Annotated in this window: 14 protein-coding genes; 3 read left to right on the forward strand and 11 right to left on the reverse strand. The window is 64.0% G+C overall.

Going from position 1 to position 12,560, the window contains the following annotated elements:
• Window positions 1-36 precede the first annotated feature (36 nt).
• On the forward strand, window positions 37-522 hold the full coding sequence (locus QSJ80_RS02555) for a TIGR02444 family protein (RefSeq protein ID WP_285762696.1): 486 nt from the start codon (window positions 37-39) through the stop codon (window positions 520-522).
• Between the two features lie 23 nt (window positions 523-545).
• Here QSJ80_RS02555 and QSJ80_RS02560 read toward each other — a convergent pair whose 3' ends face one another.
• A complete protein-coding gene (locus QSJ80_RS02560; protein WP_285762697.1) occupies window positions 546-1,430 on the reverse strand; it encodes a hypothetical protein in 885 nt (294 codons plus the stop codon).
• Between the two features lie 335 nt (window positions 1,431-1,765).
• On the opposite strand from QSJ80_RS02560, the gene bamJ reads away from it, so the two are divergent.
• Window positions 1,766-2,569, forward strand: coding sequence for a BamJ family beta-barrel-assembly machinery protein (gene bamJ, locus QSJ80_RS02565; protein ID WP_285762698.1), 804 nt, complete (start codon window positions 1,766-1,768; stop codon window positions 2,567-2,569).
• Between the two features lie 89 nt (window positions 2,570-2,658).
• On the opposite strand, the gene rsd is transcribed toward bamJ, so the two are convergent.
• The 10 genes from rsd to rpmE form a co-directional block, all read right to left on the reverse strand.
• Window positions 2,659-3,120 (reverse strand): sigma D regulator, encoded by a 462-nt coding sequence (rsd, locus tag QSJ80_RS02570; protein WP_285762699.1) that lies wholly within the window; start codon window positions 3,118-3,120, stop codon window positions 2,659-2,661.
• A 133-nt stretch (window positions 3,121-3,253) separates the two neighbouring features.
• Complete coding sequence (locus QSJ80_RS02575; RefSeq protein ID WP_285762700.1) at window positions 3,254-3,943, reverse strand: LrgB family protein; 690 nt, start codon at window positions 3,941-3,943, stop codon at window positions 3,254-3,256.
• Window positions 3,936-4,307 (reverse strand): CidA/LrgA family protein, encoded by a 372-nt coding sequence (locus QSJ80_RS02580; protein ID WP_285762701.1) that lies wholly within the window; start codon window positions 4,305-4,307, stop codon window positions 3,936-3,938. The genes QSJ80_RS02575 and QSJ80_RS02580 overlap by 8 nt, the downstream gene beginning before the upstream one ends.
• A gap of 42 nt (window positions 4,308-4,349) precedes the next feature.
• Window positions 4,350-4,844 carry a disulfide bond formation protein B gene (locus QSJ80_RS02585; RefSeq protein ID WP_285762702.1) on the reverse strand — a complete coding sequence of 165 codons (495 nt, stop codon included), beginning with the start codon at window positions 4,842-4,844 and terminating at the stop codon, window positions 4,350-4,352.
• A 52-nt stretch (window positions 4,845-4,896) separates the two neighbouring features.
• On the reverse strand, window positions 4,897-5,511 hold the full coding sequence (locus QSJ80_RS02590) for an acyl carrier protein phosphodiesterase (protein ID WP_285762703.1): 615 nt from the start codon (window positions 5,509-5,511) through the stop codon (window positions 4,897-4,899).
• A gap of 13 nt (window positions 5,512-5,524) precedes the next feature.
• Window positions 5,525-7,114, reverse strand: coding sequence for a glutamate--cysteine ligase (gshA, locus tag QSJ80_RS02595; RefSeq protein WP_285762704.1), 1,590 nt, complete (start codon window positions 7,112-7,114; stop codon window positions 5,525-5,527).
• A gap of 60 nt (window positions 7,115-7,174) precedes the next feature.
• Complete coding sequence (locus QSJ80_RS02600; protein ID WP_285762705.1) at window positions 7,175-7,564, reverse strand: hypothetical protein; 390 nt, start codon at window positions 7,562-7,564, stop codon at window positions 7,175-7,177.
• Window positions 7,565-7,675: 111 nt separating this feature from the next.
• Window positions 7,676-8,920 carry a malic enzyme-like NAD(P)-binding protein gene (locus tag QSJ80_RS02605; RefSeq protein WP_285762706.1) on the reverse strand — a complete coding sequence of 415 codons (1,245 nt, stop codon included), beginning with the start codon at window positions 8,918-8,920 and terminating at the stop codon, window positions 7,676-7,678.
• 139 nt (window positions 8,921-9,059) lie between these two features.
• Complete coding sequence (locus QSJ80_RS02610; protein WP_285762707.1) at window positions 9,060-9,902, reverse strand: thermonuclease family protein; 843 nt, start codon at window positions 9,900-9,902, stop codon at window positions 9,060-9,062.
• Window positions 9,903-9,919: 17 nt separating this feature from the next.
• Window positions 9,920-10,132 carry a 50S ribosomal protein L31 gene (rpmE, locus tag QSJ80_RS02615; protein ID WP_285762708.1) on the reverse strand — a complete coding sequence of 71 codons (213 nt, stop codon included), beginning with the start codon at window positions 10,130-10,132 and terminating at the stop codon, window positions 9,920-9,922.
• Between the two features lie 196 nt (window positions 10,133-10,328).
• Here rpmE and QSJ80_RS02620 point away from each other — a divergent pair, with 196 nt between their 5' ends.
• Window positions 10,329-12,539: a primosomal protein N' gene (locus QSJ80_RS02620; RefSeq protein WP_285762709.1), complete on the forward strand. Its 2,211-nt coding sequence runs from the start codon at window positions 10,329-10,331 to the stop codon at window positions 12,537-12,539.
• Window positions 12,540-12,560 lie beyond the last annotated feature (21 nt).

Here is a 12,560-nt window from a genome sequence, read left to right on the forward strand (position 1 = left end):
GCGAATCGGGCGGATTTTATCGTGCTGGAGCCCGCTTTGACACAAACCGAGGACCATCTTCACAACCCGTTGTGGCGATTTGCGCTGGAGTTCTACGGCTACCCGGGGGTGCAGGAATGGATGCTGCGCAGCCAGGACGAATTCGGGGCGGACGTGTGCCTGTTGTTGTGGGCCAGCTACCTGCAGTGTGAGGGAGTGCCGCTGGGGCAGGAGCTCTGGGAAGTGGCGGACCGGCGCCTGGCACCGCGGCGGCGTATGCTGAAAAGCGTCCGCCGGTTGCGCCGTCGGCTGAAGGGCTGGCCCCGGGCGCAGCGCCTGTATGAAAGGCTCAAGGCCATGGAAATCCGTATGGAGCAGCGCCAGCTGCAGGCGCTGTGGGGCCTCAGGGCCGATGACCGCTGGCCGAGTGACGGCGCGGCGCTGGAGGTGGCTGCCCGGGCCAGTAACCTGCCGGCAAAAGAAAAGGCCCGCTGGGCGGGCCTTCTCGAGCACTTCAACGTCGACCGGGTGATCGGCCGCTAAATGCGTTTCTGGCGCCGGCTGACCTAGTCGTCGGAGCCGAACAGGCTGCCGCTGCCGGCCGCCGGCGTGATGGCCGGTGCTGCCGGCTTGGGCGCTTCGCTCGGTGCTGGCGCAGCAACCGGTGCCTCGGTCTTCACCGGCTCCGGCGCCTTCTCCACTGGGGCTTTGTCCACTGGCGCTTTTTCCACTGACTCTTTGGCTGCAGGTTTGGCCTCTACGGCCGGGCTCTGCACCGGCTTTTTCTCAACTGGCTTCTGCTCTGCCGGTTTGGCGGCTGCTTCTGGTTTCTTTTCTGCCGGCTTTTTCTCTGCCTTCTTCACGCCTGGCTTGGATGCCGGCTTTGCCGCCGCGGCTTTTTTGGGTGCCGCCTTGGCAGCCGCTTTTTTCACGGTTTTGGCGGCCGGTTTTTTGGTAGTGGGTTTTTTGGCCGCAGCTTTCTTTTCAGCTGGCTTGGCTGCAGCTACTTTCTTGCCCGCAGGCTTCTTGGCGGCTTTTTTCTTCTTCGGCTTCAGCGCTTCGGCTTCCGCTTTTGCAGATGCCTTGGCGATATCGGTGGCGAGCCTGGCCGCAGCCCTGGCAGATGCGAGGGCTTCCTTACAGCGAGCCGCTTCCTCTTTTGCCTCTTTTACCAGTTTGGTCTGGGTTGCCACTGCAGCCTTGGCGGCATCGACGCGCTTGGTGGTAGCTGCAGTTTTCTTTGCTTTCGCGGCAGTGCGAGCTGCGGCCAGTTTGGCTGAGGCGGCGGCCAGCTTTTTAGATGCGGACTCTGCGGCCTTGGTGGCCTTGGCAGCGGCCTTTTCAGCATCACCGAGTTTTTTGGTACGGGCTTTATCGAGCTGGCTCTGCAGCTTCTTGATTTGTGCTTCCAGTTCTGCGACCGGGTTGGCAACTTTTTTTCTGGCGGCCATGAATTTTTCCTGCGGGTAAGTCTGGTTGGCGTTTGAAATCCAGCGCTGATAATAGCGTCTGTCATCCCAAAAAAATATGTCAAAGGGCAGCAAATAGTGGCAATAAAAATAATTTTTGCCAAGCGCCGGATGTCACACTTTTTGTCCAGCCTTGCCGGTACGGTATCGTTTGGGATGCCCAAGTCGCCAGAGTAGCAACCATGGGGTAGACTTGCAGCCATTCCAGCGATAAAAGTGCTGGCTTGAGACAGGCGCTACACGGCATATTGCGCAAGCACCTGGCCCGAAAGAAAACTCCGGAATCCGGACAAAAATACTAAGGCAGAGTATTCACGATGAAGAAAGCACCACTGGCCCTCGCCGTTGCAATGGGTATTGTGATCACAGGATGCGTCAAGAAAGAGCAGGCAGCACCGGAAGCGGCAGAAGTAAAACTCGAGACCCAGGAGCAGAAGGTCAGCTATATCATCGCGGAAGATATGGCGCGTCGCCTGAAGATGCAGGACATCACCCTGGACCCGAAGATCGCCCTGCTGGCACTTGAGGATGTTGCCGCTGACCGCGACTCACGCCTGAGTGACGAGGAAAAGCAGGAAACCCTGATGTCCTTCCAGAAGGACATGCAGGCCAAGCAACAGGAGCTGATGGCAGAGCGCGAGGCCGAGTTCAAGGCATCCGGCGAGAAGAACCTGGCCGAGGGCAAGGCGTTCCTCGAGGAAAATGCCAAGAAGGAAGGCGTGGTTTCGCTGGATTCCGGCGTGCAGTACAAGGTGGTACGCGAAGGTGAAGGCCCCAAGCCGACTGCCGAGAGCGTTGTGGAAGTCGATTACCGCGGCACCCTGATTGACGGTACCGAGTTCGACAGTTCCTACAGCCGCGGCCAGCGCGCCCAATTCCCGGTTGGCAGCGTGATTCCCGGCTGGACCGAGATCCTGCAGCTGATGCCGGAAGGTTCCAAGTGGGAAGTCTTTATCCCGTCAGAGCATGCCTACGGCCCGGGCGGCGCGGGCGGCCAGATCGGCCCGAACGCAACCCTGCAGTTCGAAATCGAGCTGCACAAGTCCAATGTTGAGCAGAAGGCCGAAGAGGGCGATGCAGAACAGGGTGCGCAGGAAAACCACGAGGGGCACAACCACTGAGTGGTCTGCACCCGGGATTGAAAAAGGGGCCGCTGGCCCCTTTTTTGTGCCCGCGATCCGGTATTTCAGGCGATGTTTTAGGTGATGTTTCAGGCGACCTGGTTCTTGTGCGCCGTGTGCAGTACCGAGATCATCTCGTCTTCCGCCGCAAAGCGGGTTTCCAGTGCCTCGCCCAGCTGTGACAGGTCGCGGCCGATCGCGTCGAGGTCATCGGTTTCCAGGTATTTGTCGTTGAAGTCCAGGGCGAGATCGGTGGTGGGGTCGATTTTCTTGTACAGGGTCTGTGCGGTGCGCAGTGCGGGCTTGTCGTTGAACTCCTTGCCCTCCCGAATCAGCTGGTCGTAGACCTCGAAGTGCCCGGCGGAAACATAATCCACCAGGATCTGGCAGAAGGTACGCAGGCTGTCGCCGTAACTCGTCTGTTCCTGGTTGTCCTTGCTCGACAGGTCACAGAAACGCACCAGCAGGTCCTGGCGCTCCTGCAGCCAGCGATCGATGATCGCGCTGACGCCGCCCCAGCGCTCCTTTGCCGTTTTGCAATTCTCCAACATCTGCTGACCCCTGTATTCGATTTCGTCACTGCGGTGTCGTTGCGTCCCGCATTTTTGTTTGCGAGGTCGAGATTGAACCCTTGCCGCGCTGATGCCAAGGGCAAGGCGCGCCAAAAGTGGCTTGCAATTTTCCCTAACTGAGCATGGTCAGCGCCCAGGGCAGCAGCAATGCGGTCAGGGTGCCGCACAGCCCCATGGCGAGACCGGAAAAGGCACCGCACAGCGCGCTGAGCTCGAGTGCGCGCGCGGTACCGGCGGCGTGGGCATTAAGGCCGAGGGCGAAGCCCACTACCCGCGGGTCCGTGATACCGAGGCGGGTGAGGATCGGCGGCCCGAACACCGCGCCGATGACGCCGGAAAACACCACGATGCCTGCGGTGAGGCTCTGCAGGGCGCCGATCTCGTCCGCCAGCGCCAGCGCGATGGGCGTGGTGGCAGATTTGGCGGACAGGGCCAGCAGTGCCTGCTCATTGGCGCCTAGGGCGAGTGCAATCAGTACGGCGATCAGTGGTGACAGCAGGGTGGTCACCAGCAGCGTGACCATCAGCGGCACGGCGGCGCGGCGCACCAGCTTGAAATGGTGCTTGAGTGGTACCGCCAGCGCCACCACTGCCGGGCCCAGCATCAGGTACAGCAGCTGGCTGTGTTTGCGGTAAGTATCGTAACCGGTGCCGGTCGCATACAGGGTTGCGGCAACCAGCACACAGGAAACGATGATCGGGTGCAGCAGTGGCGTTGGCAGGCGCCGGTAGATGGCCAGCGCAACCAGGAAGGCGGTGAGATTAAGAAACAGAGCCAGCAGTTGCGCAGTGGTGTCAGTCATCGCGCTCGCTCCGGCGCAGCATCCAATGCAGCAGAACCGCGGAGATCACCAGGCTGATAAGGGTGCCGAACACCATCGCCGCGGCAATCGGCAACCACTGCCGCACGATCTCTTCCGGCAGGAAAAAGACCCCTGCCGCAGCGGGCAGGAACAGCAGCGCGAGTACACTGAGCAGGGCGTCGCTGGTGCGGTTGAGGCTGTCCGGCACCGGACGGCCGGCCAGTGCCATCCCGCCAAGCAGTAGCAGCAGGAGCAGCATGCCGATAACCGAGCCGGGCAGGCCGATATCGATGCGCGCCGCGAGCCACTCTCCGGCGAGCAAACAGCCGATCAGGGTCGCGAGTCCCGGCAGTATCCGTTGCACGGTTTGGCTGGTCCCCTTTGGACGTTGTGTTTGTCGCTGGCGTCAGCGGGTTTTACGGAACGCTTGCCACAGGCCCAGCGCAAACAGGCCCACAAAGCCGACCGCAGCCCAACCCGGGATGCTCAGGCCGAGGAAGGTCCACTTGACCTCGGCGCAGTTGCCGTCGCCGGTGAGGATCACCTTGAGAAAATCGAGGAACGGGAACGCCTCGAACATGTAACTCACGCCCGGCCCGCAGGCGGGCACCTGGTCCGCGGGCAGGCTCTGCAGCCACAGCTGGCGCCCGGCAAAATACAGGCCGCCGGCGGCGAACAGCGACACCAGCAGGCCGTACGCCCTGCGCCCACTTGCGCCGGGATTGTGCAGCGCGGCAACCAGTGCAACCACGCCCACCAGGATCACCATGATGCGCTGTGTCAGGCACAGCGGACACGGCTCCAGGCCCTCGACATATTCCAGGTACATGGCCGCGCTGATGAGAAAGGCACAGCCGGCAAACAGGAGCGCGAAGATGGCGCGCGGACCGGGCAGGGACATGGGGAAAACTCCTTGGTTGATGGCGCTACCCTAGGCAAATTAGGGCGGGGGCTCAAGGGCCGTGTGGCGGATAGGGGGCTGGGCCCCGGATAAGTTGCTGCTGCGCCGCCTCCTGCAGCAACCGTTGCATCAGAGCCTCGAAATGCCGTTCAAGTTCCGCGCGCACCGGCTCGAGCTGCGGCAGCGCCTCATCCAGCGGCACCGGGCGGCTGAGGCGCTGGCCGACCCGGTTCAGGGTCTGCGCCAGTATCTGCGCTTCGCCGTAGCGGTGCAGCAGGCCGATCTGCTCCGCCCGTTCACAGAACAGCTGGCAGCGCGGCGGCAGCCACTGCCAGTGATCGCGCAGCACCAGGAGACAGTCCTCGCTGAATTGCGGCAGCGGTTGTGTACTCCAGTCCGCCCAGCTGCGGCTCAGCTGGTGGTCAAACCAGATATCCAGCAGGATCCCCGCGTAGCGTCGCCACGGTGGTCGCACCAGGCTGCGTGCCTGCAGGTAGGCCGGGTCCTGGTCGGTAAAGGCATCGAGGTGGCGGTGTAGCTGGATGCCGGCTTCGATGCGGGCGGGCCGCTCGCCGTGCAGCGGACCCTTGACGAAATCCCCCAGCAGGCCACCCACACGCAGCGCCGGCTCGGGGCCGGACAGCAGCAGGTGGGCGAGGTAGTTCATGCGGGGCGCCGGGTCAGCGCTGGCAGAAAATGTACTGTGCGTAGTACTGGCTGAGGAAATCCTCGAAGCTGCCCTGGTCGTCGGCCTCGATGCGTGCCTGCTGTTGCAGGGACGCCTCTGCCAGCTGCTCGAACTCGGCTTGCTGGGCCGCGTCCAGCGGGCGCGCGTGGAAGTAATCACGGTGTTCGCCGGCCTTGGACAGTGCCCACTGGAAGTAGGTGGTGCCGGTCTGCCTGAGTTCCTGCAGGATGCGCGCCGCCGGTGTCGGCACTTCGCCGCGCACCTTGGCCAGCTGCTGTGAAACCGCCTCCCGGTGCAGGCCGCTGTCGTGTGCGGTGTCGAGCATGTCGGCAATCGGCAGCAGCTTGGCCAGCAGCGCCTCGCCCCAGTCGCGCAGCTTTTCCGGCTTGCCGTTATGACTCAGCACCAGCTCGGGATCCAGGCCCTGTTCCACCACCTTGCGCTGGTTGGCCTGCACCTCGCGGAAGTCCGCCTCGTCGGTCTGCGGGCTGGGCGACAGCAGGCAGTACAGCAGGAAGCAATCCACCAGGCGCATGGTGACGGCATCGATGCCGAGCGGCGCAAACGGGTCCAGGTCGAGGCAGCGCACTTCGATATATTCCACCCCGCGGCTGTCCAGCGCAGACAGGGCGGTCTCGCCGCTGCGGGCCGGGTTCTTGGGGCGGATGGCGGAGTAGAACTCGTTCTCGATCTGCAGCAGGCCGGTGGACAGCTGCTGGTAGTTGCCGTCGGCATCGCGGGTACCGAGCTTGTGGTACTCGGGCCACGGCCGGCTGATGGCGGCGCACAGGGTAGAGAGGTAGCTGGGCAGGTCGTTGTAACACACCACCAGCGATTCCTGTGCGTTGCTGGAATAGCCCAGGTCGCCCATGCGCAGGGAGGTGGCATGCGGCAGGTGCAGGCTGTGCTGGTCTTCCCCGACCGGCTCCAGCTTGTGGGCCCGGCCTTTGACGAAGCTGCGGCACACCGCAGGCGCAGCCCCGAACAGGAAGATCAGCAGCCAGTAATTGCGGCGGAAGTTGCGGATCAGGTCGAAATAGCGACGGGTCTTGAACGCCTGCAGGTCTTCCTCGCTGCCTTCCTGCGCCAGCAGCCACTGCCACAGGCTGTCCGGCACGGAAAAGTTGTAGTGCAGCCCGGCGATGGTCTGCATGGTGCGGCCGTAACGCAGGCTCAGCCCCAGCCGGTAGACAGTCTTGAGGGTGGCGCTGTGGGAGCTGCCGTAGCGGGCGACCGGGATGTCCGAATCATTGCCCAGCGCGCAGGGCATGCTGTTGACCCACAGCTGCTCGCCATCGATGTTGGCGTAGGTGTAACGGTGCACTTCATCGAGGGACTTGAGCGCTTCTTCCGGGGTCGCCATGGGTGGAGTGATGAACTCCAGCAGGGCCTCGGAAAAATCCGTGGTGATGCGTTCGTGGGTGAGGGCCGACCCCAGCGTACGCGGGTGTGGCGCGAGGGACAGTTGGCCGTCCTCGCTTACGCGCAGGCTCTCTTTCTCGAGGCCGCGGCGAATATCGCGCAGCAATGCGAGCTTGCCGTCGCCGGCCAGGCGGGCAAGGGTTTCTCGGGGTTGCGTCACGCAAGTCTCCTTTCTCTGCGACGTGGCTGCGGGCTGTGCGACATGGCCGCCGGCGTTTGGTCAGGCCTGGTCGGTGGCCAGGGCAGCGGCTTCCATGGCCGGTACGGTCTCGACGGCCTCAACTGTCTCGACGGTTTCGAGCAGGTCCGCGGCGGGCACTTCCCCGGCGGCTTTTTGTTCCGCTACTTCTTCCGCTGCCGCTACTTCCTCCGCTACCTCTGCCGCTATCTGGCGAGGCCCCAGGGCATCCTCGGGGATGCGTGGCAGGCCCTTCTGGTCCAGCTCGCACTGGAGCAGCTGGATGCGCTGGTCCACGTCGCGGGTGTTGGCCTCGAACATCTGGTTGATGGCGATGTCCTTGTGCTCGGTGCGGAACAGTTTGGCGCGCTCGTAGCCGTCGATCCACTCGTCCTGCTTGCTCAGGAAAAGCTTGTTTTGGTTGGTCAACACGTAGGTGTGGGGCATGGCTAGACAGGTATACAACTCACTTGATTGCGAGTTTAACCCGCTGGCGCGGGAGGGCCAACCCGGCCGTGGTGCGGCCGGGTTCACGCGGGGCAATCAGAGCGGATAATGCGACGGATAGGGCAAACGCGCGACACCGCTGTCCACTGCGGCCCTGGCCACCGCCGCGGCAACAGTGCCGAGCAGGCGCGGGTCTGTGGGTTTGGGCAGGATGTAGTCGGCCCCGAATTTCAGCTCGCTGGCGCCATAGGCTTCGCACACTTCTGCCGGCACCGGCAGGTGCGCGATGGCGCGGATGGCCTCTACCGCCGCCAGCTTCATTTCCTCGTTGATGCAGGCCGCGCGCACGTCCAGCGCACCGCGGAAGATGAACGGGAAGCACAGTACGTTGTTGACCTGGTTGGGGAAGTCGGAGCGCCCGGTGGCCATGATCAGGTCGTCGCGGGTGGCGTGGGCCAGTGCCGGCGCGATTTCCGGATCCGGGTTGGAGCAGGCAAACACCACCGGGTTCGGTGCCATGGTGGCCAGCTGCTCGGCGCTCAGCAGGTTGGGGCCGGATACGCCGAGGAACACGTCGGCGCCCTCGATGGCCTGGTCCAGGGTGCGCATTTCGGTGTCGCGCGCCCACTCGCCCTTGTACACGTTAATGTCGCTGCGGTGCGAATGGATCACGCCGCGGCTGTCGAGCATGGTGATGTGTTCCTTCTGCGCGCCGGCCGCCAGCATCAGCCGGCAGCAGGCGGTCGCCGCAGCGCCGGCGCCCAGGCACACCATGCGGATGTCCTCGATCTTCTTGCCCTGGATTTCCAGCGCGTTGAGCATCGCCGCCACGGTGACAATGGCAGTGCCGTGCTGGTCGTCATGGAACACCGGCACGCTGCAGCGCTCGATCAGTGCCTGCTCGATATGGAAGCACTCGGGCGCCTTGATGTCCTCGAGGTTGATGCCGCCGTAGGTATTGGCGATGGCGGCGACGGTCTCGATAAAGCGCTCGGAGCTGCATACATCGACCTCGACATCGACGGAGTCGATGCCGGCAAAGCGCTTGAACAGCAGGGACTTGCCTTCCATCACCGGTTTTGATGCCAGCGGCCCCAGGTTGCCAAGGCCGAGAATGGCGCTGCCGTTGGAGATCACCGCCACCAGGTTGCCCTTGCCGGTATAGCGGTAGGCGGCTTCCGGATCGCGTGCAATTTCGCGCACCGGCTCGGCCACGCCCGGGCTGTAGGCGAGGGACAGGTGTTCCTGGGTCTCGGCGGGCTTGCTCAGCTCGATGGACAATTTTCCTGGGGTCGGCAGCTCGTGGTAGTCGAGTGCTGCCTGGCGAAACTTCTCGGTCATGGCTATCTCAAAAACATCTGGCCGGGTAAACGCGGGGTTCGGGTCCGGCGGCGCTGGGAAGGAGTGTGCAATTCATACCTTGGTATGAGTGCGGCGCGCAGGATAACCGATGCGCGGGCGGGTACTCAATAGTCCGGCATCAATTTCGGGAATTGGCTGTACTAATATCGAGGGTATATTGGGTATCTGCCGAAATGAGCCAACGCTTATTTTGCGGAAATCGAGATAGATATTTCAGTCCGCGGTCGATTAGCCAGCCGCGCACCTCGATTTGCCGGTCTTGCCAGTTCCCCCCGGAAAGCTGGCCAAAGTCGCCGTCGAGGGGCAGGCGTACGGCCACGGGCCCGTCCAGCTCCAGCCACAGGTAGCGGTTGCGGTCCACTTTGCGGACGGTGCCGCGCAGGCGCACGAAGCCGCCCTGCCCCGGGCGGATATCGCTGGCGTTGAGAATCGGCCAGGTCTTCTCGTCCCATACCCCGCGGCCTGCCGCGCGCGCGGCTTCTTCACGGCTGGACAGGCATTCCGCGAGTGCAATGTTGGGGGCGATCGCCACCTGGAAGCCGAGGCCGGCACTCAACAGGGCCGTCTCCAGGCTGTCGCCGTCACGGTTGTAGACGTGAGCAAGGATTCGGCCGTAGCGATCGCGGCGGTCCTTGTCGTAGATCATCTCGATTTCGCCGTCGCCGAGGAACTGGCGGGTAAAGCGCAGCGCTTCCTCCGCCAGGGGCTGTGCGGGACGACCGCTGCGGGCCAGCTCCGGGGTGTTGACGCCGATCAGGCGCACGCGCCGGCCATCGCTCAGGACCAGGCTATCGCCGTCGCTGACATGGCGCACCTGCGCCTCGATGGATTGGCCGCCGAGCACGCAGTCCGCGTCGGCCTGGGGGCTGCAGCCACCCAGACAGGCAAACAAAAAGGCACCGAGGGCGGTGGCCCAGGGTGCCTTTTGCAGAATCCGCCACCACTTGGGCTGCGGGTTCACAGTAATACCGGTGCGGCTTACTTGCTGATGCGGCTGCCGAAACGCTTCTTGAAGCGGTCGACGCGGCCACCAGTGGTCGCTTGCTTCTGCTTGCCGGTGTAGAACGGGTGGCAGGCGGAGCAGATATCGATCTGGAAGTCTTTGCCCAGGGTAGACTGGGTTTTGAACACGTTGCCGCAGGAACAGGTAGCAGTTACTTCGGCGTAATTCGGGTGAATGTCTGGTCGCATAATGGCCTCGCTTCGAAACCGCCACCCGATCTGCTAAATCGCCGGGCACGGAGACGTCATTGGTTGTGGGCTGTGTAAAAAGTCGGCGCATACTACCAGATTAGCTTCCACGATCAAGTCCGGTTTATGCTAGTTCGCTGCCTTTCTCATGGGCGAACTCGAAATAATCAAAATCCACCCAAGCCAGCAGTATTAAATGAACGTAGCTTCAACCCGTGACCGCCTGCTCAGGGTCGCGGTTCCCGTGCCCCTGCGGCGCCTGTTCGACTACCTGCCGCCCGAGAATGCGGGCCCGGTTCAGCCCGGCGTGCGGGTGCGGGTGCCGTTTGCGCGGCGCGAGGTGATCGGGGTGGTGGTGGACCTGGTCGACAGTAGCGAGACCCCGGCGCACCAGCTGAAGGCCGCCAGTGAGGTCATTGACCAGTCGCCGCTGTTGCCGGCGGACAGCCTGGAGCTGTTGCAGTGGGTAAGCGCCTACTATCAGGCCCCGCCCGGCGAGGCGCTGGCCGGTGCCCTGCCGGTGGCACTGCGCGGGGGCAAGGCGGCAGACAGTTGGGCCAGCCGGGCCTGGCGCCTGACCACCGAGGGCAAGGGCCTGCCGCGCGATGGGCTTGCACGCGCCCCCAGGCAGCAGGCGCTGCTGCAGCTGTTGCTGGATGCGGGCCAGATCGGTAAATCCGGCCTGGATAGCGCCGGTATCACCACCGCCACGGTCAAGGCCCTGAAGGACAAGGGGCTGGTGGAGGAGGTCCGCGGCGGGGTGGAACCGCCGCCCCTGCCCGCGGCGCAGCCGGCACCGCCACCGGAACTCAATGACGAGCAGCGCACGGCACTGGAGGCGGTTGCCTTCGGCCGCTTTTCTGTGGCCCTGCTGGAAGGCACCACCGGTAGCGGCAAGACCGAAGTCTACCTGCGCCTGATCGAGCAGGCCCTGGCCCGCGGCGAGCAGGCCCTGTTGCTGGTCCCGGAAATCGGCCTCACCCCGCAGACCCTGCGCCGGATCGCGGCGCGCTTCGAGGGGGTGGGCATAGCCGCACTGCATTCCGGACTCAGCGACGGTGAGCGCGCGCAGGGCTGGCTGGCTGCCGCCAGCGGCAGCGCGCGTATTTTGGTGGGCACCCGCTCGGCGGTGTTTACGCCGCTGCCGGAGCTGGGGCTGGTGATCGTGGACGAGGAGCACGACCAGTCTTTCAAGCAGCAGGACGGGGTGCGCTATCACGGCCGCGATGTGGCGATCAAGCTCGCCCACCGGCGTCAGGTGCCGGTGCTGCTCGGCTCCGCCACGCCGGCACTGGAGAGCCTGCACAATGCCCTCAGCGGTCGCTACCAGTTATTGCAGCTGACCCAACGCGCCGGGGCGGCGCGGCCACCGCAGATCAGCCTGGTGCCGACCCGGGGTATCGCCATGGTGGAAGGCTTCGCGCCGGATACCCTGCGCCACATCGATGAAACGCTTACGCGCGGCGAACAGGTGCTGGTGTTTATCAACCGGCGCGGCTTCGCGCCCACACTGGCGTGCGAGGACTGTGGCTGGATGGCGGACTGCCCGCACTGCAGCAGCCACCTGACCCTGCACCGCGGTCGTCGTCACCTGCGCTGCCACCATTGCGATTTCGTGCAGCCGCAGCCGCACCAGTGCCCGCAGTGTTTCAGTGCGGCCATCACCGCGCTCGGCGCCGGTACCGAGCGCAGCGAACTGATGTTGCAGCAGCGCTTTGGTCAGGTGCCGGTAATCCGGATCGATCGCGATACCACGTCCAGCAAGCAGGCCATGGAGGAATTACTCCGGCCCGCCAACGCAGGAAAGCCCTGCCTGCTGGTGGGTACGCAGATGCTGGCCAAGGGCCATCACCTGCCGCGCGTGACCCTGGTGGTGATACAGGATGCCGACGGTGGCCTGTTCAGTGCCGACTTCCGCGGGGCCGAACGCACCGGCCAGTTGCTGGAGCAGGTCGCCGGTCGCGCCGGGCGCGGCGAATTGGCGGGCAAGGTGCTGGTACAGACCCGTTACCCCGAGCACCCGCTGTTGCAGCTGCTGCTCAGCCGCGGTTATGGCGCCTATGCGCGGCACCTGTTGAGTGAGCGCCAGCTTACCGGCCTGCCGCCGCACACCGCCATGGCGCTGATCAGGGCCGACTCGGAGGAGCCGCAGCGCGGGGAGCAGTTCCTGCAATCGTGCCGGCAGCAACTGGAATACTGGCAGCCGCCAGCCACGGAGTTGCAATACCTGGGACCGGTGCCGGCCCTGCTCGAGCGCAAGTCGGGCCGATTCCGCTTTTACCTGCAGCTCACCGCGGCAGACCGGGTACGCCTGCAGAAGCTGCTCGCACCCTTTTGCCAGTGGGCCGAGGGCAACCGTTTTCCCGGTGTGCGCTGGTCCATCGATATGGATGCACAGGACCTGTGAACGGGGCATTGCTGAAATAAA

The sequence above is a fragment of the Biformimicrobium ophioploci genome, from assembly GCF_030270605.1.
In the GTDB taxonomy this organism is placed as follows: Bacteria; Pseudomonadota; Gammaproteobacteria; order Pseudomonadales; family Cellvibrionaceae; genus Biformimicrobium; species Biformimicrobium ophioploci.